The 21,070-nt window shown below is 48.9% G+C and carries 18 protein-coding genes; 14 read left to right on the forward strand and 4 right to left on the reverse strand.

Features of this window, described 5'->3' with window-relative positions; genetic code table 11:
• The 4 genes from L0156_08295 to L0156_08310 form a co-directional block, all read left to right on the forward strand.
• Nucleotides 1–1,019, forward strand: a 1,019-nt coding sequence (locus tag L0156_08295) for a hypothetical protein (GenBank protein MCI0603001.1), incomplete at its 5' end; no start/stop codon positions are given.
• Nucleotides 1,020–1,370: 351 nt separating this feature from the next.
• Nucleotides 1,371–1,709, forward strand: coding sequence for a hypothetical protein (locus L0156_08300; GenBank protein ID MCI0603002.1), 339 nt, complete (start codon nt 1,371–1,373; stop codon nt 1,707–1,709).
• 280 nt (nt 1,710–1,989) lie between these two features.
• Complete coding sequence (locus L0156_08305; GenBank protein ID MCI0603003.1) at nt 1,990–3,129, forward strand: glycosyltransferase family 4 protein; 1,140 nt, start codon at nt 1,990–1,992, stop codon at nt 3,127–3,129.
• Nucleotides 3,130–3,186: 57 nt separating this feature from the next.
• The gene (locus L0156_08310; protein ID MCI0603004.1) at nt 3,187–5,415 is read left to right on the forward strand and encodes a carbohydrate binding family 9 domain-containing protein; all 2,229 of its coding nucleotides are present in this window, start codon (nt 3,187–3,189) and stop codon (nt 5,413–5,415) included.
• 25 nt (nt 5,416–5,440) lie between these two features.
• Here the strand turns inward: L0156_08310 and L0156_08315 are convergent, their stop codons facing one another.
• From L0156_08315 to L0156_08325, 3 genes are read right to left on the reverse strand one after another with little or no spacing between them, the layout of a single operon-like run.
• Nucleotides 5,441–6,637: a hypothetical protein gene (locus L0156_08315; protein MCI0603005.1), complete on the reverse strand. Its 1,197-nt coding sequence runs from the start codon at nt 6,635–6,637 to the stop codon at nt 5,441–5,443.
• Complete coding sequence (locus tag L0156_08320) at nt 6,634–7,743, reverse strand: hypothetical protein (protein ID MCI0603006.1); 1,110 nt, start codon at nt 7,741–7,743, stop codon at nt 6,634–6,636. Before L0156_08320 ends, L0156_08315 begins: the two co-directional genes overlap by 4 nt.
• Nucleotides 7,733–9,508: an ABC transporter ATP-binding protein/permease gene (locus L0156_08325; protein MCI0603007.1), complete on the reverse strand. Its 1,776-nt coding sequence runs from the start codon at nt 9,506–9,508 to the stop codon at nt 7,733–7,735. The genes L0156_08320 and L0156_08325 overlap by 11 nt, the downstream gene beginning before the upstream one ends.
• 42 nt (nt 9,509–9,550) lie before the next feature.
• Between L0156_08325 and L0156_08330 the strand changes: the two genes are divergently transcribed.
• The 5 genes from L0156_08330 to L0156_08350 are packed head-to-tail and all read left to right on the forward strand — an operon-like array spanning nt 9,551 to nt 14,223.
• A complete protein-coding gene (locus L0156_08330) occupies nt 9,551–10,705 on the forward strand; it encodes a hypothetical protein (GenBank protein ID MCI0603008.1) in 1,155 nt (384 codons plus the stop codon).
• On the forward strand, nt 10,702–11,412 hold the full coding sequence (locus tag L0156_08335; protein ID MCI0603009.1) for a hypothetical protein: 711 nt from the start codon (nt 10,702–10,704) through the stop codon (nt 11,410–11,412). Before L0156_08330 ends, L0156_08335 begins: the two co-directional genes overlap by 4 nt.
• The gene (locus tag L0156_08340) at nt 11,409–12,161 is read left to right on the forward strand and encodes a sulfotransferase (GenBank protein MCI0603010.1); all 753 of its coding nucleotides are present in this window, start codon (nt 11,409–11,411) and stop codon (nt 12,159–12,161) included. Before L0156_08335 ends, L0156_08340 begins: the two co-directional genes overlap by 4 nt.
• Before the next feature lie 3 nt (nt 12,162–12,164).
• A complete protein-coding gene (locus L0156_08345) occupies nt 12,165–13,067 on the forward strand; it encodes a hypothetical protein (GenBank protein ID MCI0603011.1) in 903 nt (300 codons plus the stop codon).
• Nucleotides 13,068–13,071: 4 nt separating this feature from the next.
• Nucleotides 13,072–14,223 carry a hypothetical protein gene (locus L0156_08350; protein MCI0603012.1) on the forward strand — a complete coding sequence of 384 codons (1,152 nt, stop codon included), beginning with the start codon at nt 13,072–13,074 and terminating at the stop codon, nt 14,221–14,223.
• A 5-nt stretch (nt 14,224–14,228) separates the two neighbouring features.
• Here L0156_08350 and L0156_08355 read toward each other — a convergent pair whose 3' ends face one another.
• Nucleotides 14,229–14,930 (reverse strand): hypothetical protein, encoded by a 702-nt coding sequence (locus L0156_08355; protein ID MCI0603013.1) that lies wholly within the window; start codon nt 14,928–14,930, stop codon nt 14,229–14,231.
• A gap of 80 nt (nt 14,931–15,010) precedes the next feature.
• Here L0156_08355 and L0156_08360 point away from each other — a divergent pair, with 80 nt between their 5' ends.
• From L0156_08360 to L0156_08380, 5 genes are read left to right on the forward strand one after another with little or no spacing between them, the layout of a single operon-like run.
• The gene (locus tag L0156_08360) at nt 15,011–16,846 is read left to right on the forward strand and encodes a non-ribosomal peptide synthetase (GenBank protein MCI0603014.1); all 1,836 of its coding nucleotides are present in this window, start codon (nt 15,011–15,013) and stop codon (nt 16,844–16,846) included.
• Nucleotides 16,813–17,775, forward strand: a complete 963-nt coding sequence (locus L0156_08365; protein MCI0603015.1) for a hypothetical protein — start codon at nt 16,813–16,815, stop codon at nt 17,773–17,775. Before L0156_08360 ends, L0156_08365 begins: the two co-directional genes overlap by 34 nt.
• A 36-nt stretch (nt 17,776–17,811) precedes the next feature.
• The gene (locus L0156_08370; GenBank protein ID MCI0603016.1) at nt 17,812–19,269 is read left to right on the forward strand and encodes a cupin domain-containing protein; all 1,458 of its coding nucleotides are present in this window, start codon (nt 17,812–17,814) and stop codon (nt 19,267–19,269) included.
• Nucleotides 19,262–20,179 carry a hypothetical protein gene (locus tag L0156_08375; GenBank protein ID MCI0603017.1) on the forward strand — a complete coding sequence of 306 codons (918 nt, stop codon included), beginning with the start codon at nt 19,262–19,264 and terminating at the stop codon, nt 20,177–20,179. Before L0156_08370 ends, L0156_08375 begins: the two co-directional genes overlap by 8 nt.
• On the forward strand, nt 20,179–21,069 hold the full coding sequence (locus L0156_08380; protein ID MCI0603018.1) for a hypothetical protein: 891 nt from the start codon (nt 20,179–20,181) through the stop codon (nt 21,067–21,069). The genes L0156_08375 and L0156_08380 overlap by 1 nt, the downstream gene beginning before the upstream one ends.
• Nucleotide 21,070: the final 1 nt, after the last annotated feature.

Raw genomic sequence — 21,070 nt, forward strand, 5'->3', positions numbered from 1 at the left:
AGCGGCTTGATCCCATGTTAGCGCCATTTCTGAATGCGGACAAAAGCGAGTCGGAAGATGCTCTAAACAAACTGATATCCGAATATGCTGTGCCGATCATTGGCGAGGTGATACGAAGCAAGTTATCGCTTTCCAGTAATTTCTTCGACCGGCAAGAGGCCGAAGACCTCTGCAACGAAGCTGTTTTGCGCGTTCTTACCCAGTTGCGCAAGTTCAAATCGCATCCGGGAGCAATTCAGATTCAACATTTCAAAAGCCAGATCCATACCATTGCCTACCACACGTTCTGCGAATACATGCGAGAAAAGCATCCTCTGCGGGCTCATCTGAAGTACCGGATCCGTTATTTTCTGAATCATCACCAGCGCTTTGCTCTTTGGAAGGACAAACAGAATGAATTGCTTTGCGGACTTGCGGAGTGGCGGAACCGTAAAGAGAAAATCAGTAATCCTGACTTGGGTGAAGACTTCAGTGATCGAGCGTTAATCCCTATGCGTGAAGCATTCACACACAGCGGGAGTCGGAAGAGCAATATAGCAAACGCGCTGGAAAACATCCTGCGCGCTGCGAAAGGTCCGATCGAACTGGATGCGCTTGTCAACCTGGTCGCCGACCGGCCGCGCGAATGGATGAGGCAATTGAATGTACGACTAGAAACAGCCGAAGCGTTAGCTGCCGGCTGCAGACCGGTTGATGAAGATTTGGATCGACGAAGATACTTCGAAAAACTCTGGAGAGAGATTTGCCTCCTCCCTGCCAGACAACGTACGGTGCTATTGCTGCACCTGAAGGACCATCATGGGCGCGGAACTCTCGTTTTGTTTCCTCTTATGGGCATCGCAACTCTTGATCAAATTGCCGATACTCTGGAAATGAATCCCGGTGATTTTGACGACTTGTGGAAACGTCTCCCTTTGGATGATTTATCCATTGGAAAACGGCTCGGTATCACCCGCCAGCAAGTGATTAATTTGCGCAAGTCAGCGCGACAACGACTCCTCAGACGGATGGGACGATAGAAGCAGTGATGCGTCACACTACTGTAGTCAGTCAGTGGCAAGTAGACTCAGCGGCAACCACAAAATTGATGATCGATTTCCATCAAAACTTGATGAAACTTTCCGGAGAGACGAAGGCGGAGGCTCCGCGTAGGGCTGCATTAGGTTTGATGAAGTCAGAGCAGCCGGGTTGCACTACGATCTGTGGCGAACCAATCCTTGGATTCTAAAGCATTCCGGTCCAACCCCCTCAGGAAAGCAATTAGGACACGAACCATAACGGCTCGACCGACTTCTAGAATCACACAGATGTTACACTTATGATCTTGACTCGTCTCACCACTTCAAGTATCCTGTCTCCAGGAGGTGACAATGAAAAAACAGTCTGTTTTCGTATTGTTTGGACTTTTGTCCATCGCCGTGATTCTCGGATGCAGTCAAAGTGGCGAAAACACGTTCGAAAACCCAGTTGCGGGCATTAGTGGCAACGTAAATTCCTCGCCGAACTCGGCGCCAGTTGAGATCCAAGCACCGCTTGGTAAAGTGCGCATTTGCCACTTCATTCAGGCTGATGATTTATTCGACACATGCGGCACGGTCGGGGATACTGTGGTGATTGAGGTTTCTCAGAACGCCTTCCCTAAGAATCATCAAACCCATGGCGACTTTACCACATCGCTCCCGATTGGAAACTGCAACTGCGACGATTAAAAGTTCACATTGAGAGGGGGCCGACAAAAAGGCTATCTAAGTCCGTTTGTTGGCCTCTTTTACCGCCCGGATCCTAATATCATTCGGGCAAGAAATTTTTCATTACCCACAACTCCTTGGAATCAAATGCAATCCAAAGCGCAAGACGTTTGCGGTCCGGGTGCACGCGCAGATCTAAAACGGCTTCTGTTGTTAAATCTCCACTACGCGATCTGTAGATAAACCTCAGTCTTTCTTCGCCCGGTGGCCATCTTCGGCTGACTAATTTCGGCGATTCAGGTTGAGCTATAATCAGAATCCTGGGGACCGCGTGAACACCAAGCCAGGGGTAACCAAACGTCGCCTTCGAATCCTGTATTTCATCGTTCGATATCCGAACTTTTCAGAAACATACATGCATGAAGAGATTCGAAGCCTCAAACGGGATTACGACATCTGCATCATCACCTACAAAAAATCGGTTCAACCGCGGAGAGATCCATTTCCTTACCAGCTGATTGAATATATTGATTCCTGTTTGGTTTACGGTCCTATAAACAAAGTGGATCCGTCTTTCAGCAGCCCTACTCAAAGAGAATTCATTCGGCAAGTCGAGGCGGTCATCCAGGAGTTTCAACCTGATCTTCTGCACTGCCACTACTTTGGCCTGTCTGTTTTGTTGCGGTACCTGTCCGACCGGCACGGCATCCCTTTTACGATCCGTACTCATTCGATGGACATGCTTTCCGAACCGGAAGAAAAGATCAGGGCGTTCTGCGAGGCTTCCAGCAGCTCTTTGTGCAAAAGAATACTGGCCTTTCCTGCGTTTACCAGCCGGCTTGTTGAGAGGGGACTTGATGCCAAGAAAGTTGTTGCGTGCTGGCCGGTAATCAATTTCGCGCGTTTCTACAAACCGGAACGGCGCCCGCCAACGCGTCGCGTTCTGTGTACCGGCCCTTCCACCCGAAAGAAAGCGCATTCCGATTTTATTGATCTTGCGGCGCGGATGCGTGGGGACGGCTTCGAATTCGATTTGTACGCGAAAGGACATCGACTCGCGGACATGCAGAAACGGAACGAACGCGTCGGAAATCCCGTTCGCATCACATACGCCGATCCGGATGACATGCCGGACATCTATCCGCAATATGATTGGCTGGTTTACCCATCCCATCCGCACATCAATAAGGTTGGGTTCCCCGCATCCATCGCGGAAGCGCAAGCAAGCGGCATCGGCGTTTGCTGGCAGGAGCTTCCGGACCGCAGACAGGAACAGTTGGAGTATCTTGGCGGAGCAGGATTTCTATTCAAGTCGATTGAGGAATTACCGGAAATTCTCAGTGCTCCTTATCCGGAAGAGATGAGGCTTGCCGGTCTGGAGAATTCCAGAAAATGCGATATTGAGCAGCATAGAAATCTTCTCGCTGAAGTGTGGGGATGATTTCTTCCGGCGGATGATTTCATCCGATCTGTGTCCTATAATTCCAGCTTGTCGATTATGTTGCGAATTGGGCTTGCGTTAGTCAGTGCGATCCTTCTTGTTCAGCCCGTTCTTTCTGAAGCCATTGAGAAAAGCAGCAAGAGAAAATTCTGGATCAATAGCTCTGGAACGAACGAAATAAAAATCGACGGCGTTCTGGATGAAACGGAATGGAACCAGGCAACCGTGATCAGTCTCCCCTATGAAGTGCGTCCTGCCGAAAATATTGAGGCGCGCGTAAAGACGGAATGCTACCTGACCTACGACAGGTCGCATCTTTACGTGGGGTGTATCGCTTTCGATCCTGATCCTGATTCCATCCGCGGCAGGTATTCTGATCGAGATCGCATTTCAGCGGATGATCATGTTGGAATCGTCCTGGATACTTTTAACGATGAACGCCGCGCATTTAAGTTTTTTGTAAATCCGGTAGGCGTTCAGCTGGATCAATTTCAAGATGAAGTTTCCAGCACGGAAAGGAACTCATTTGATGCGATCTGGGATTCGGCAGGCAAAATTACCGCGGATGGCTATGTGATTGAAATGGCGATTCCTTTCCGCTCCATTCGCTTTCCCAACACACCGGGACAACAAACGTGGGGATTCGATCTTGTTCGCATCTATCCGCGGGAACGGCGCTACACGTTTGCTTTGAACCCACAGGACAGGAATCTCGCCTGCTCGCTCTGTCAAGTTTCCAAAATCACCGGATTTGAGGGAATTACTCCGGGAAATAATATCGAACTGGATCCCACTTTAACTGCGAGCCGGCAGGAAAGAAAATTGGATTTATCGATCGATGATTTCGATGGCGCGACTTCAACCGACGCGGGTCTATCGGCGATCTGGGGTCTCGCTCCAAACTGGACGTTGAACGCAACTGCGAACCCGGACTTTTCCAATGTGGAAGCGGATGTTGCTCGGCTGGATGTAAACAAACAATTCTCGCTTTCCTTTCCTGAAAGAAGATCGTTTTTTCTGGAAGGGGATGATCTGTTTGACACACCCATCGAAATAGTTTTTACCCGCAACATTGCTGACCCTGTGGCCGGCGTTAAGTTGACAGGAAAGAGCGGCGGAAACGCGGCAGGCTTTCTAACGGCATACGATGAAATTACAAATCTTCTTTTGCCCGGTCCGAGAGGTTCCTCCACCACTTCGCTCAATGAAGAATCGATCGATTCGATCTTTCGATACCGGAGAGACATCGGCACAGATTCGGCTGTCGGTTTTCTTTTCACCGATCGTGAAGGTACCGATTATTACAACCGTGTTTTCAATGTGGATGCAAAGTTACGGATCAGCGCATCCAATACGATCCGGCTGCAGCTGCTCGGATCGCAAACGGATTATCCGGACGTTGTTGTGCAAAGATTCTCGCAACCGGATGGTTCCTTTTCAGATCGAGCGTTCCAGGCGGCGTTCAGTCATTCGTCGCGGAACTGGTTTTTTTCGGCTCAGTACCGCGATGTCGGCGCAGATTTTCGCGCGGATATGGGTTTCGTGCCGCGCGTGGATTTGCGCTCCTCTTTCGCCTCCCTCGGATATCGTTTTGTGCCTGAAAAAGATGACTGGTTCACATCCCTTTCGATCTCCGTGGATGGTCATTACCGCACCGATCAGGCTGGGAATCTTCTGGAAGAGGGAGGCCAGGCCACATTTGAATACGGCGGACCATTGCAGTCGCTCATCTCGATCAGTCCCGGTATGAGCCGGCGCGTTTTCGGGACTCAAACTTTTGATGAAATTTTTATCAATACGACATTTCAGATCAATCCGAAAAAGGATATCTTTTTGTTTTTCTTCAGCACATTTGGAAATGAAATGGATTTTGTGAATCTTCGCAAAGGAGATATCGTGCGATTGGCTCCCGATGTTCAATACAGAATCGGCCGGCATGTTTTTATCGACTTGAGTCATACATACGAAAGACTGGAGATTGAAAACGAGACTCTTTTTACGGCAAATCTGACGCAGTTACGTTTGCTTTACAACGTGAACAGGCGCTTGTTTTTCCGAGTCGTCCTGCAATACACGGATCTGGAACAGAATGAAGATCTTTATACGATCCCTGTAGAACCGCTCACAAAAACTCTGTTCAGTCAATTGCTTGCCACGTACAAAATCAATCCGAGAACGGTTCTGTTTATCGGCTACTCGGACAATCATCTGGAAACGATTACCATTCCGCGGACACAAACGCAGCGCACTTTCTTTTTTAAAGTAGGATACGCACTGCAATTGTAGTGTTTCGGGCAAATTTCTTCTGTTGCTACAAACCGATTTCGTCGGTCATTTTTTGGCAGACTTTTTCCGCGTTGAAATATTCTTCTGCGATTGCGCGCGCGGCTCTCGAATGTTTTGCAGGGTTCGTAAGAATCTGGTCGACCGCAGCTTGAATATCAGCCATGGTCCGGAAGGAAAAAAGACCTTCTCCAACCGGAAGGATATCGCTGAAACCTGTTTCCTGCGTGATGACCGGCCTTCCGGCGGCGAGGTAGCACGCGGAACGGTCCGAGAACCATCCTGCGTTGAAGCGGATGTATTGATCTTTGGCGACTGTCCACTCGGCATCGCTTTCAAAAATGTACTTCCGGTACTCTTCCGGATGAACGGAAATGCCGTGCGGACGAACAAGCTTCCATCCGTTCTCTTCCATGGTCGCGCGGCCTGACGGATCCTGCATCAAAGCAATTGCGAGTTCCCATGTGATCGGCACGTTCGATTTCACCGCACGCGGAACCTGCGAGAATTTTAGAAATTCGAAATGTTTGGTCCAGTAGTACGTTTCATTCTGCCATTTCACATCTTTTCCTTTTGGTCTCCAACCTGAAATGGTCGTGAATCTCAATCCTGAAACGCTTTCCAGCAGCGTCCCGGTTTTCCAGAAATCCAGAACAACCGGCTGGCGTGTGGGCCTCCACTGGATTCCGTTCGATAACGGAACAGGACAATCCGGACGTCCGATCTTTTCACCAAACGTAAAATGAAAATGATGCGCCTTCAAATAATGAAGCGTTTCTTCATCTCCCTTCGCAAGTCTGATTTGTTCCAGCCCGGGATCGCTTTCCACATAAACCAGACAGTTCGTTTTCAGGAACTCCGGCATGTCCTGAACTCCGCAGATGTTGAAGACCGCGTCCGCCGTCCGGATCGTGTCTTCGAACGTGCCGGGATCGCAGCCGAAAGTCTGCGGCGGATCCTGAAAGGAAAAACGGAGCCCCCAGGAAAACTGATATTGCTCCGCAAGTCTTGCAGCAATTCGGACGATAGATGCAGCATTGTCGCTTGCTGTAACGGTTTCAGCGTCATAAAGAAATTTGCCGGCATCCTCCAGATAATGGACTTCAAATCCGAGGCGCTGAAAACCGATAATGTAATGAAGATGCTGCCAGATCACGCCGGAGATGGGACAGCGCAGCATGTAGCCGGTCACCACCACTTTCTTTTTCATCGATTTGAAAATCACAACACAGTTTCCAGCATGCGTCTGACAATTTTCCGGCCGTCAAAATATTCTTCTGCGAGCGCGCGTGCAAGGCGGGATTGCGAATTGTAATCTGCAGAAGCTGTTTCAAGCGCCTGCGCCGCTTCGATTAAATTCCGGAAACGAAAAAGACCTTCCGCATCCGGCAGAAAAGAGCTCGGTCCGGTGTGTTCAATAATCGCGGGTTTTCCACTTGCCAGATAGCAGATCGTGCGATCGCTGATCCAGGCATTTTGTAGATGAATGCAAGATGGCTTTACGCAGCTGAATTCTCCACGCGAGTTCTGTATGTAACGAGCGTAATTCTCCGGAGTGGATGAAACTTCATGAGAATTCACAATTCTCCAGCCGTTTTTTGAAAAAGCGATGCGGTCCTTCTCATCAGCTTCTTTTGTCGTTAAGAAAATAGCAAGCTCCAGTGGTTGGGAAGTATGCCGTGGAAGCTCAAGATACGGATAAAAACCGGTTCGTTTCCCGTTGTAAAAGCTTGTGCCGTTGACTTCCATCAGATCTCCCCACCAGTGCGTAACCGTTGTATAAGGAGCTGATGAGTCCGCGGCTGCAACAGGCCATGCGGGCAGATAAACAGGTGGAGGTGTATAGTGCCAGCGAAGTCCTCCATCTGGAAAAATTGCATCCGGCTTTCCAACGGTTTCGCCGATCGTAAAGTAAAAATCATGAGGCGAAAAATGCATGCGGCCCCTGCTAAGCCACATCTGATTGAGACCGGGATCGATATCAACCAGGACCGATTTACGAAACTCTCCTATTACATTAGAAGGAACCTTATAGTTGATGTCGATGATCAAATCTTTCGGATCAGGACCATCCGAAAGGCTTGCTGATTCATCATGATCAGCGATGACGAATACTTTTTCACCAAAACCAAAAGGGGCGAGTCGCGATTTCAGGGATTCGAACAGAGATTCAACTCTTTCGGGTGGAGCCCCCGGCTTTACAGTTTCCAGCCAGTAAACATTGCATCCTTCCGCTTTCAGCGATAATGCCCAGTTTAAATAAACCCAGAGATGCCCTCCACCCTGCGGATAATGGATGGTTTTCGCAGCAAGAAAAACATTAAGGCTCATAGAGCTTTTGCATCATATACGCGGGAGGTTCGGAAGACGCTTCTACCAGGCGCCCGCCCTCAAGGTAAAGGTAAAGCTCCCGGTCCTTCAGAGCGGTCGGGCGATGAGCAATCAAGATGGAAGTTCTTCCTTTCATCAAACGCTCCATCGCATCCAGAATCGATGCTTCCAGTTCCAGATCCACTGAGCTAGTCGGTTCATCCAGAATCATGACCGGCGCATCTCGAAGATAGGCTCTTGCCAGGGAGATGATTTGCCGCTGGCCGCCGGAGAGGGTCATCCCTCGTTCTCCAACCACAGTTTCATAACCATCAGGAAGAGAAGCAATAAAATCATGAGCGTTCGCTGCTTTGGCGGCAGCCACGACCTGATCGAACGTTGCTTTAGGACGTCCATAACCAATGTTTTCCGCAATGGTTGTGGAGAACAGGATCGGCTCCTGTAAAACGATCGCAAATTGATTTCTCAAATCGGCGAGTTTGAAGTCACGAAGATCGATGCCATCCAGGAGAATCTGCCCTGCTGAAGGATCATAGAATCGAACCATCAGGTTTGTGAGGGTTGTTTTACCGGAGCCGGTCCGACCGACAAGTCCCACGCGCGTGCCCGGCTCGATCCGGAAAGAAATATCCTTAAGCGCAGGAACACTGTCATAGGAGAAAGACACATTTCGAAATTCGATCAACCCTTCGGCGCGCTTGATTGGCTTTGGATTTTCTTTTTCGGTCACATCAGGAAGTTGATCCAGCAAGTCAAATGCGCGATGAGCGCTCGCAAGTGAGGACTGAATGGTTGCGGCCATGTTGCTTACGCTTTTCAAGGGGCCGTAAAGCTGACTCAAGTATGCTGAAATGATCAGTAGATCTCCGAGTGTGATATCTCCGCGTTGAACTTTCACGATTCCATAAAACAAAACGAGAGAAGTTCCGATCGCTGTTGTAACATTGACAAGCAAACCAAATGCGCCTTCCGCAACAGCAAGGCGGATCCTCTCTTTCATTCCAAGTTTGGCCTGCCGTACATAGCGATCCTGTCCATCATCCTCTCGACCGAACGCTTTCACGATGCGCAAGCTGGTGAGGACCTCTTGAACCACTTTCAGCGCACTCGAATCGAGTTCTTTCAAATACTTGTAGCGGCCGCGAAAATGGTTTTTGTAGGATCGTGTGAGAAGGATTAATAAAGGAGAAATTCCAAGAGCCACCAGAGAAAGCTGCCAGTCAATCCCAAGCACCACAGTGATCAATGTGAAAAGAGTCACGGTGGAAACAATGACTGGAAGGACCCCTTGAATCACGAAGGACTGAATGGCAGGCGCATCATATTGAATGCGATAAATGGAATCGGAAGTGCCCCGCGTATCATGAAAAGAGACCGAGAGGCGTTGAACGTGCTGCAGAAGGGCTTCCCGGAAATTGATTTTCAACCCTTCGCCCGTACGTGTTGTGAAAACGTGGTCCGCGATCGATTTCAATTGAAAGGCAAGAACGATCAATATTTGCAAGATGGCAGCCCACAGCAACAACCGGAAATCCGTTTCCTGCATGAAAGCGGGTGTGAATCCGTCAATAATGGGAGGCAACGGATGTGTTCCAATCACACTGTCGACCGCTATCTTCAACGGGATCGGATTCATCAGCGCCAGTGGGGCCCTGATGAGCCGGATGCCGAGAAGCAAACCGAGATGAGGCCAGTACGGTCTCGCTTGCAGCATCAGCCGCCTGTAAAGCTGCAGGTCACTCACTGAATATTTCTTTTGAGTCATACAAGGAATCGACTGCTATATCATTATAGTAAAAGATAGGGCATGAAGATTTTGATCGCAGCAATGATTACCCCTTTTCCCTATCCCTCTCCGGGAATGCTGTTGCACAGGATGCAATATGTTCAAGGACTTCGCAGGCTTGGTCATGAAGTATATCTTGTGGAAGAAGTGGAACCGGATTGGTGTGTGGATATGAACGGCTTACCCTGCGATTTTGAACATACGGTCCGGCGGCAATTGTTCGCAGATGTGGTTCGTCAGTACGAATTACAGGACCATTCGTGCCAGATTTACAATCACGGAGAAGACACTTTCGGTCTTTCGCTCAGTTCCGTGAAAGATCTTGCCGGACAAACCGATTTGCTTTTGAATTGGTCCGGCCATCTCAAGACAGAATGGATTCTGGACAGAGTAAAGCGCCGGGTCTATATAGATCAGGATCCTGTATTTACGCAGTTGTGGGTTGCCGAATACGGAAAGGATCTGAATTTCAAGAATCATGATGCCTTTCTCTCTGTGGGGCTCAACATTGGCACCGGACGAACAAACATTCCCGATTGTGGCGTGAAATGGAATCCGTTGCTTCCGCCTGTTGTGCTGGAAGACTGGCGATTTGAAATCGATCCTTCGCCGAACGCATTTACGACGATTGCTTCCTGGAGTGGATATGGGGATGTCTCCTTTGATGGCGAATGGTTCAGCTCGAAATGGCAGGAGTTCAAACGTTTTGCAGAATTGCCAGTGCTAAGCAAGCAACCATTTGAAGTTGTATTGAAAGATTTTAGCCCGGAAGACGAAGGCATTCAGTTGCTTAAATCGTCCGGCTGGATCTTGAAAAACGGCGGAGAAATCAAGGATGTGTCCGGCTATCTGTCGTATATCCGCAGATCGCGTGCGGAAATCGGAATCGCCCAGAATGCATATGTGAAAGCAAACTCCGGATGGTTCAGTGACCGGTGGTCCCATTATCTGGCGAGCGGAAAACCTGTCCTGGCACAGTCTACGGGATTCGAAGATTCTTTATCTGCCGACGCCGGCATGCTCAGCTTTCGAAATATGGAGGAAGCAATCCAGGGAATTGATTCGATCAACAGTAACTATGCAGGTCATTGCGAAGCCGCGCGTGATTTCGCCGAAACCTATCTCGATTATAAAAAGACTCTTCCTGCGATGCTTCAGAGTTGTTACTCCTCATGACGGCCCGCAAACGGCGATTTGTTTTTATTCTGGGGATGCACAGAAGCGGCACGAGCTGTTTGACCGGAGCTTTGCAAGCATCCGGATTGAATCTGGGAGAAGTGAATCAAGCCCATCGGCACAACGCGCGCGGCAACCGGGAAAGCATGAAAGTCTGGCGAATCAATGATCGAATTCTGGCGGATAACAAAGGAAGCTGGCATGAACCACCGGAAAAGATTGTGATTCAGGAAGAACACAAGAAACGAATCGCAGGTCACCTTTCTTCTTTCGAATCCAGCGATCTTTCAGGAATCAAGGATCCCAGAATACTTTTGATCGATGAAGCGTGGTTCTCAGCAGCAGAATCCTTTCAGCTTGCAGGAACCTTCCGCCACCCACTGGCTGTTGCAATCTCATTACAAAAAAGAAACTCTTTGCCGCTGGAAAAAGGATTCCAGCTGTGGATTCATTACAATCAACGGTTGCTTCGACTCCACAAGATGGATGACTTCCCTGTGGTTGGATATGATCTCGATGAGCCGGAAACTTACTGTAAAAAAGTAGCCGCAATGGCTGCGTTGCTTGGACTGAATCCAAATACTACCGGAATTCGTAATTTTGTTTCGAAACAGCTACAGCATTACGCGCATGGAGCGATGAATGATATTCCAGAATCCTGTCTGCATCTGTATTCGCAGCTGAAAAGGGTTGAATTCATCCCATGACCGAGATGCCGAACGATAAGAAATTTGTTTTCATTTGCGGTCTTCACAGGAGTGGCACTTCCATTCTTTTTCAATCGCTGAGAGATCATCCGATGATCAGCGGCTTCAGAAACACAGGAGTTTATGAGGATGAAGGACAGTTTCTTCAAACGGTGTTCCAGCCGGCTCGTGCCTATGGTGGGCCGGGAAGGTTCGGATTCGATCCGAATTCGTATTTGGATGAACAGTCTTCTGTTGCATCGAAAGAAAACTCCGTGCGCTTATTTCACGACTGGGCCAGATACTGGGATTTGAATAAACCTGTCCTTCTGGAAAAATCTCCACCCAATCTGGTTCGCACCCGATTCTTACAGACTCTGTTTCCGAATTCTTTCTTTGTCGTCATCCTGAGACATCCGGTCGCTGTATCCTGCGCGATGAAAAAATGGGAAATGGAAGACATCGAAACTCTCTTGAAGCACTGGATCATCTGCTATCAAGTATTTGACAGAGATAAGGAGTATTTAAGTAAAGTTCACACTATCAAGTACGAAACACTTGTGAACAATCCTGTGGCTGAGTTCAACCGCATTCTCGATTTTCTTGAACTTCCTCACCACACGGTTCAAACGAAAATTCAAAGTGACCTGAACGCAAAATATTTTCAGCAGTGGCCACCCGCGGAACGGATGAAATACAGCGAGCTTGAAACGGATGTCAGAAACTTTGGATATAGCCTGATCGATTTGAACTTTTGTGAGTCTTATTAGATGATGATCAACAAAATTTTCGGAATCGGGCTCAGCCGCACAGGAACAACGAGTCTGGCTGAAGCTCTGAATCTACTCGGCATCAAAACCATACATTTTCCTTCCGACTTAAAAACTTTCGAAGAGCTCAAAAGTGGGAACTATCGCTTGAGTATCCTGGAAACATATCAGGGTGCAACGGATATTTCGGTCGCCCCCTTTTATGCTCAACTGGACAAAATCTATCCGAACAGCAAATTTATCCTGACTGTTCGTGATCCTGATTCCTGGATCAGCTCAGTGGAAAAGCATTGGAATCTTGCGCAACGCTGGACCGGTGGAGCCTATCCGTTTATCGAATTCATCCGGGCGGCGGTTTACGGAACCGTACAGTTTCAGGAGCATCGCTTCAGGTTTGTTTATGAGACGCACTGCAGGAATGTAAGAGAGCATTTTGAAAATCGTCCGGAGGATTTTCTCATGATGGATATTTGCAACGGCGACGGCTGGGAAAAACTTTGCCTTTTTCTTGGATTGTCGCCACCGGATCAGCCGTTTCCGAATCGTAATCAAGCTTCAGGAAACCGGCAGTGGGCGGAAGCGCTTGATTCGGCAGCCGCAAGCCTGCAAGCGCATTTTCCGTCCGGATTACGTTTCGCTCTGATAGGTTCCGGCAAGCTTGGAATCAACATTCCAGAAGTTCTACCGGTGGAGAACCGGAATGGTATTGACTGGGGATCCCCATCCGATGACCAAGAGGCGATTCGAGAAGTGGAGGAATTGCGCGGTAAAGGTGTTCGTCATCTTGTGTTTTTCTTTCCATTTTTCTGGTGGTTTGATTATTACCATGATTGGAATCGTTACATAAACTTGCATTCGCATTGCATTGCAAGAACAGATCAACTCATCATCCTGGAACTCCATTGAAGATATGAAAATATTTCTGGCCGGACTCATTTCTCAGTATGTTTATTCGCCTGGATCAGTCTGGTACAGAATGCAGTTCGCAATCGGGTTGAAACGGCTCGGTCATGATGTCTACTGGATGGAAGAGATCGGACCGGACTGGTGTCGATCCGCGGATGGAAAAGTTTCTCCCTACAGTCAAAGCCTGCATCCGGAGCGCTTTCGCTATACGATGGAATACTTCGGATTGTCTGAAAATTCTTGCCAGATTTATAACGCCGGTGAAGATACCTGTGGTCTTTCGATGAAAACATTTAGGGAGTTGAGCCATGACGCAGATCTATTGATCAATTTTTCCGGACATCTGAAAACCGATTCCTTGCTCAGAGCTTTTAAACGTCGAGTTTATGTGGATGTAGATCCTGTCTACACTCAGCTCTGGCATTCGGAATACAAAGCAGATTTGAAGTTCGAGCTCTATGATGTTTTCTTTACCAGGGGACTGAACATCGGAACACAATACTGCACAATTCCGGTCAGCGGTATCCCGTGGCAACCGATCCTTCCGCCTGTTGTGCTGGATTACTGGTCTGAGAACCATCAACATCCGGACTGTAGTGGTTTCACGAGTGTCGGCTCCTGGACCGGCAATTCCGATCTGCAGTATCGGGGAGAATGGTACCGGTCCAAATACGCTGAATTCCCTCATTACGCTGATTTGCCAGCGTCAACAGGAGAGCAGTTCGAAATTGTAATGAGAAACTGGCATCCCAATTCGAAAGAAATTCACAATTTGAAACAGAAAGGTTGGAACATCATTCCAGGAGAGGAAATCGGTGATCTGGAAAAATACAAAAAATTCATTGAGCGTTCGCGGGCTGAGTTCGGCATCGCAAAACATGCATATGTAAAATCAAATTCCGCTTGGTTCAGTGAACGCTCCACTCATTATCTTGCAAGCGGAAAGCCTGTACTCGCACAAAGCACAGGTTTTGAAAGAGTTCTGCCGGCTGGTGAAGGCTTGCTTTCGTTCCAGTCATTCGAGGAAGCTGTTGTAGGGATCAAAGAGATCAACAGAAACTACGAAAAACATTCCAGGGCTGCCCGCCGGCTTGCTGAAGAATATTTCGACTACCGGAAAGTGTTACCCGAATTTCTCGAAAAATCCTTCCAATAACATCGCTATTCCTTTTCGCGATCAGAGAAAGGTTTGTGAAGAAAAGCCTTTTTCTTAATTCTGGTACTGAGCATTTCCACCGGAATTTGAATCGAAAGGGTTGTCTCTGTAATTCTCCCTAATTCTGCAGCGAGGAAAGGAGCTCCCAGTTTGTTCGCAATCTGTATCAAACCGGCTGATGAACGCTCAAGAGATTGTCTGCGAAGCTGCGAGTCATGACGATAGAGAATGCCGTGATCCAGAAGACTTTCGAATTGATTCGACACTCGCATCAGGACGACTTCACGATCGATCTCCGTAAGCGTATCGATGCTTGCGTATATTTGAGGAATGAGTTTCGGATTCCATTTCAAATTCGTATAACGGAAAACAATCTCTTCAATTTCTTCTCCGACGTTTTTTCTGAGATATTCGCGATTCACATCGGTCATCCCTTTTTCAGGAGTGCCAAAGTCACCGTGGATGTAAGCCGCATGAAGAAGAGCTGAGGCAATCAGCGCCGCTCTTGCACGCAGGGAGCACAGGACGCTTGCTGTGCCTACGAGGTGATTGAGAAAAGGTTTTCCGGAAGGGGAGAAAACGCCTGTGAACAAATCCATCGCGACTTCATATGACTGGTGGATCCGGGCAACTTCATCGTCAGAATAACCGGCCGAACGAAGCTGGTTGTAAAGCTGAATGTTGGTTTGCGCGTAATCACCGTTCATTGTACAAATGTAACGCGATTATTCAATTCATTGCAATCCAGCGCGATTTTTCATTTCGCTTCCTGATTTATGCGAAATAATTGAAACACAAGCGGGGAGAAAAATACAAAGTGTTTGATCAAGTTAGCGAATCGTGGCTCAAAGGATCGGTGATTGATCGCTTTGAGGAAGTGGTTGCGGAGCATGGCGATCGGCCCGCGATTGATGATGGCTCGCTTCAATTGACTTATGCCGAATTGGCAAAGCTGGTGGAACGAATTGCAGCAGTGGTTCATGCGACCGCAGGTTCTCAACGAGGACCGGTGGGAGTTCTGCTGGATCAGGAAACACGTTTCCCGGCTGCCCTGCTTGGAGTATTGCGAGCAAGGCGCCCTTATGTTCCCTTGGACGCGAGTTTTCCACTAAAACGGAACCGTCAGATCGCTGCTCATGCTGGAGTGATCGCGATGATTTCATCCGGCAACCTGCTTTCTCTTGCGCAAGAGCTGGCGCCGTCCGGTGTGCCGGTCATTGATCTCGATTCGCTTGACAACGCTTCAACAGGTTCGCTGCCTTCACGACCGAATCCCGATGATTTGAGCTACATTATTTATACTTCTGGAACAACCGGCAAACCCAAAGGTGTTTTTTTCGTTCACACAAACGCAGTCTTCGTTGCGGCTGATTACGCCGATGCCGCGTGTATCACATGCGAAGATCGCGTCGCGCTTGTTCATTCGCCGAGCGTAGCTGCTGCTGTGCGTTGCATGTTGCCGGCATTGCTGACCGGCGCTGCTCTGCATGTGATGGCGCCGCGCCGTCTGGGCGCTTCGGGTCTTGTCGCAGCAATTCGCAACCGACGCATCACCGTGCTGAATGCAGTGCCACGACTCTTCCGTCATCTGGTGAATGCTCTTCCACCGGGAGAGCGTTTCGAAAGCATCCGGTGGGTTCATCTCGCGGGTGATCGGGTCGTATGGAGCGATGTGGAAAGCTTCTGCCGTTGCTTCCCCGGGCATGCAAAATTGATGGTGGCTATGGCATCCACTGAATGCGCAACGGCCATCTCTCAGTGGGTGGTCAATGGGGATCGGGAAAGCATCGGACCGCTTGTGCCAGTCGGACGTGATCTCCCGCATCGCAAGATTACTCTAATCAACGAAGAGGGAAACCAAGTTCCGGATGGACAGGCCGGCGAAATGATCGTGACAAGCCAGTATTTATCCGGCGGTTACTGGAAGGATCCAGAATCGACCGCTGGTTCGTTCCAGTGTGATCCGGATGACAAAACAATTCGCTCTTTTCGCACCGGAGATCTTGCGCGGCGAAGACCGGATGGACTGCTGGAGTTTCTGGGACGGGGCGATGAACGTGTGAAGTTGCGTGGCTATCGCGTTGAACTTGGCGAAGTTGAAGCAACCCTACGCGAAATCCAAGGCGTGGATGATGCTGCTGTTCTTATATGCCATCGCGCAGATGGTGAAGCGCTGGCCATTGTGGCCTATATCACGGTGTGCGCACATCAAAAACTAACATCGGACTCAATCTTGCTGGAACTTTCGGATAGACTTCCGCAATACATGCTTCCTGCTGCGATATACATTTTGGATTCGATGCCGCTGCTGCCAAACTACAAGATCGATCGCGAGAGTTTACAGAAACTGGATCTCGCTCGTGAGTGGGCTGTTCCTCAGGCTCCTTCTGCGATAGCGTCCCAACTTGCCGCAATATTCGAGCGCGTGCTGGATGTATCTGATGTTTCCTCTGAAGATACGGTCTTTTCACTCGGCGGTGATTCATTGCACGCATCCATGATTGCCGTGGAAATAGAAAAGGCATTCGGTTTTCAGATTTCTCCGGATGTTGTGCTGGCGACCAGCGGAACCATAGGCGGTCTTGCGGCATGGATCGTTTCGCAGCAAGAGGAGAATGCATGACCGGAGAAGGATGGTTTGAACCATATGCGCAGCTTGCAACCCAACTCGAGCATGCTTTTCAAAAGAAAGATCAACCCGCATTCGAAAAGGCAAACGTGAATCACTGGGTTCTCGCGTGCGAGTTTCTTGTATGGCAAGGCCGGCTGGATGTGCTTGAATTCTCCGTGCGCCAGTTGCATGCAGCATATCCATCCTTAAGATATGCGGCATCGATGACAGGAGTGTTTGACAACATTCCGGCTGGTCCGTTGCCGCTTCTGAACTTCTCCGACAACTTCGAAGCAGATTTACAGATCGTTGAACGTCCCGGCAGCGACAAAGTTCTGATTGCGTTCTGCGGTCATATGCAGCGCCTCGGCTTGCCACTGGGCCTGATGCATCTCTGGTTGGGACGCCTGCCGGTCAGTCTCATTTACCTTCGTGATTTCCAGAAATCGGCCGGCGGTCTTGGTTATCCCTCGCTGGGACCCGATCGCGCAACAACGATGAAGTCTTTAAGGGAATTGATTTCACGTCTCGGCGCAAAAGAGATTTTCACTTTTGGAAACTCTTCCGGTGTTTTCGCTGCGCTCCATTACGGTCTGAATCTCGGAGCAACGGCCACACTATGCACTGGAGGCGTGACCAATCTTGCGATCGAGTCCATCACAGGAACCCGTGTCGAATCCAAAATGTCGCGGCTATTAAAAAATGCTCCCGAGTACGCGGTCGACTTGCGCGAGCTATATGCGCATGCGGAAAAGTGTCCAAGAGCCATCATCGTGTACGGCAAAGAATGTAAGAAAGACAGGCAACAAGCGGAGAACATGGCAGGATTTCCAATGGTGGAACTGCTTCCGATTGAAGATTGCATAGAACACAATGTCATCGTGCACCTGTTGAGTCGCGGAATATTCCCCGCGCTGCTGAACCGCTTCCTGGGAATCTAGAAGGGCGCGAGCTCATTTTCGTCCTACAATAGCATTGTGAATATCGATGCGGCTCTTTCCAGCCAGTTTTCGGAGAAAGGTTTTGCCGGCCCCATTCCGATCTTAAACCGGGAAGAATGCAGGCGGGCGCTCTATCTTCGAAATAGCGGATCCGGTGTGTATAAGGGAAACGCAATGGTGAATTATGGCTTCTATGAGATCGCATGCAGAGCTGACATCATCGATCTGGTCCGAGAATTAATCGGAGAAGATATTTTTCTATGGGGCGCGCGAATCATTCATAGAAATGCCGGTTCCGCACATCCATGGCATACCGATATCGAATGCTCCGGCGATTCGGGTAAGGCGGTGAATGTGTGGATCGGACTCGAAAGAACAAATGAACAAACCGGACTTCAACTTCTTTCTCATTCTCATACGTTTGGCTGCACTCTGCAGGAAGTCGCTCATGGTGCAGGCAAAAAGCGGTGCGAAGTAACAAGCGAAGATATTCTTCAGTGGGGAAAGCAGCGGAATTCCCAAAGTCAATTGGTGCGAATGGAAATGCATGATGGAGAAGCGTTGGTCATGGATGGGAATCTCTGGCACTTTTCCCAGAACACGATGCAGGAAGGAACACGTGTCGCACTCCTTTTGCAATACGCTTCGCCCGACAAGACCATCCGTCTGCCACGACAACACAGTTATGAATGGCCTTTTCAGTTTTCAGATGAAAGGACTCCCTGCATCCTGATCAACGGATCCGATCGATTTGGATTCAATCAGATAGCATCGCCTGCACAACCAAACCCGTTGTGGCCGAACTGGATCCAGAAGATCGAATCGTTGTCATGGGTGAACAAAAAACCAGGCTGGAAAAGCGCCAGTATTTCCAGAAGCGGAATCGGAGCATTGAGTAAATTCAATTGCCACGTATCCACGCTCGAAGAGGAGAAGACGCCGCATCCGCCCCATCAGCATCCGGAAGAAGAGTTATTTCTTGTGCTGTCAGGTCAAGTGGAAATTATTCGTGTGAACGAGAACCAGGAAACAACACAAGAGCGGATCGGTCCCGGATCCTTCGTGTATCACGCCGCTTACCAGCGCCATACCATTCGCAATGCAGGTCCTGGCCGCGCGATGTATCTTATGTTCAAATGGGAGGGGTCGCCTCGACCCGATCAGCAAGAGCGCTTACAGTCATCCACATTTCACGTATGGGAAGGAAGAAAGTGGAACCGGCAGGGATTCAGACAGATTCGAATGTTTCATCAACCCACGTTGTACCTGGAAAAGTTGCACGCTCATTTTTCAGTTCTCCATCCTGGAACAGGATATCCTGCGCACAGGGATCCTTACCATGTTGCAATCGTTGTGCTGAAAGGAACAGTAAACACGCTGGATCAGGAAGCCGGACCAGGCAGCGTGATTTTTTATCATGCGAACGAACCACACGGCATGGAGAACCACGGCGCTTCAAAAGCGTCCTATCTGGTATTTGAGTTTCATGAATAGCCCTCTGGAGAAGCATCAAAAAGTTTTTGGAATCGGACTCGCTAGAACCGGCACCACGAGTCTTTGTAGAGCGCTAAATCTTCTGGGAATTCCAACCATTCACTATCCATGTGGGGAGGAAATTTTTTCAGATTTGAAAAACGGAAACTACAAGCTCTCGATCATGCGGAAGTATCAAGGGGCCGCAGACATTCCAGTTGCTCCTTTTTATCCGCAGCTGGATCAGGAATTTCCCGGAAGCAAATTCATTCTGACGATTCGAGAGGAAGATTCCTGGATCAGGTCCGTGGAGAATCACTGGCGGCGTTCTGCAAGATGGTTGGGGGAACATTACGCGTTCATTGAATTCATTCGCGCCTGCGTATTTGGAACGATCGATTTCAACGAGGATCGCTTTCGTTATGTATACCGTACGCACTTTCGCAATGTCACCGAATACTTCGCACATCGGCCGGATGATCTTTTGGCGATCGATGTTTGCAAAGGGGAAGGATGGGAAAAACTCTGTCCGTTTCTCGGTTTTCCCATTCCGGACATTCCGTTTCCTTCGATGAATCAAACAGAAGGAAAATGGGACGATATGGATCGCGTGGATGCCGCGCTGAAACGGGCGTTATCCATTCTTCCTCCTGAATCCAATTTCATCCTGATTGGGCGTGGGAAAGTCGGCAATGTGACTCCGGCTCTTTTCACCGGTCTTCCAGGCCTCGATTGGGGCGCCCCCGAAAATGATCAAGATGCGATTCAGGAAATTGACCAAATCACAAAAAATGGAACTCGATTTCTTGTTTTTCTGTGGCCATTTTTCTGGTGGTTCGAATATTTTCCCGAACTCCACTCTCATCTGCAAAGAAACTTTCACTGTCTGGCATCGAATAACGACATCGTTATTTACGCAAAGGCTGTCTGATGCTCTCTCCACATCAAAAAGTATTCGGAATCGGCCTCAGTAAAACCGGCACTGCCAGCCTGGGACGGGCTTTGAACTTACTCCGAGTGAAGACGATTCATTGTCCTTCGGACAACGCCACTTTGAGCGAGTTGAAGAGTGGAAATTACAAGCTTTCGATCCTGAACAGGTTTCAGGGAGTTGTGGATACACCGGTGGTTCCTTTTTATCCGCAGCTGGATCAGGAATTTCCCGGAAGCAAATTCATTCTCACAATTCGCGAGATCGATTCATGGATCGAATCCATGCGGCATCATCTCAGTTTTGTGTCGCGATGGAGCAATGGCAGTTTACCCTTCTTTGCCTTTATTGACGCATGCGTATATGGAACGCTGCAGTTTCATGAAGGACGGCTCCGCTATGTCTATGAAAGGCATCTTGGAAACGTGACCGATTATTTTTCGGACCGGCCATCGGATCTATTGATTCTCAATATCTGTGGAGGAGAAGGCTGGGAAAAACTGTGTCCGTTTCTTGGGTTACCGGCGCCTTCAAAGCGATTTCCAAAACTGAATCGTTCGCGACGGAATCAGTGGATTTCACCGCCGGAGGTTGAAGCAGCAATCCAGAGAATTCACGATCTACTCCCTTCTGGCGCTAGATTTGCGGTTGCAGGATACAACAAATTGTTTCTGGACATACCAGGCGCAATGGATCTACCTCTGCCTGCAACCGATGAAGATGCGATGGAACAACTCCATGAGCTAAAACAAAACGGAGTGAAATATTTCATTTTGTTATCGCCATTTTTCTGGTGGCTTGAGCACTATGTTGAATTCCACGATTCGCTGAAACGCGACTTTCGTACGGTGGTTCAGGATGCTCATCTAGTGATCTTTCAGCTAAATTGAG

The sequence above is a fragment of the bacterium genome, assembly GCA_022616075.1.
GTDB lineage: Bacteria > Acidobacteriota > HRBIN11 > JAKEFK01 > JAKEFK01 > JAKEFK01.

Coding starts and splice junctions, on each gene's coding strand:
- L0156_08350 (MCI0603012.1), top strand. CDS start 13,072: ATGAAAATATTTCTGGCCGGACTCATTTCTCAGTATGTTTATTCGCCT.
- L0156_08300 (MCI0603002.1), top strand. CDS start 1,371: ATGAAAAAACAGTCTGTTTTCGTATTGTTTGGACTTTTGTCCATCGCC.
- L0156_08330 (MCI0603008.1), top strand. CDS start 9,551: ATGAAGATTTTGATCGCAGCAATGATTACCCCTTTTCCCTATCCCTCT.
- L0156_08375 (MCI0603017.1), top strand. CDS start 19,262: ATGAATAGCCCTCTGGAGAAGCATCAAAAAGTTTTTGGAATCGGACTC.
- L0156_08355 (MCI0603013.1), bottom strand. CDS start 14,930: ATGAACGGTGATTACGCGCAAACCAACATTCAGCTTTACAACCAGCTT.
- L0156_08380 (MCI0603018.1), top strand. CDS start 20,179: ATGCTCTCTCCACATCAAAAAGTATTCGGAATCGGCCTCAGTAAAACC.
- L0156_08320 (MCI0603006.1), bottom strand. CDS start 7,743: ATGAGCCTTAATGTTTTTCTTGCTGCGAAAACCATCCATTATCCGCAG.
- L0156_08310 (MCI0603004.1), top strand. CDS start 3,187: ATGTTGCGAATTGGGCTTGCGTTAGTCAGTGCGATCCTTCTTGTTCAG.
- L0156_08325 (MCI0603007.1), bottom strand. CDS start 9,508: ATGACTCAAAAGAAATATTCAGTGAGTGACCTGCAGCTTTACAGGCGG.
- L0156_08335 (MCI0603009.1), top strand. CDS start 10,702: ATGACGGCCCGCAAACGGCGATTTGTTTTTATTCTGGGGATGCACAGA.
- L0156_08345 (MCI0603011.1), top strand. CDS start 12,165: ATGATCAACAAAATTTTCGGAATCGGGCTCAGCCGCACAGGAACAACG.
- L0156_08340 (MCI0603010.1), top strand. CDS start 11,409: ATGACCGAGATGCCGAACGATAAGAAATTTGTTTTCATTTGCGGTCTT.
- L0156_08365 (MCI0603015.1), top strand. CDS start 16,813: ATGGATCGTTTCGCAGCAAGAGGAGAATGCATGACCGGAGAAGGATGG.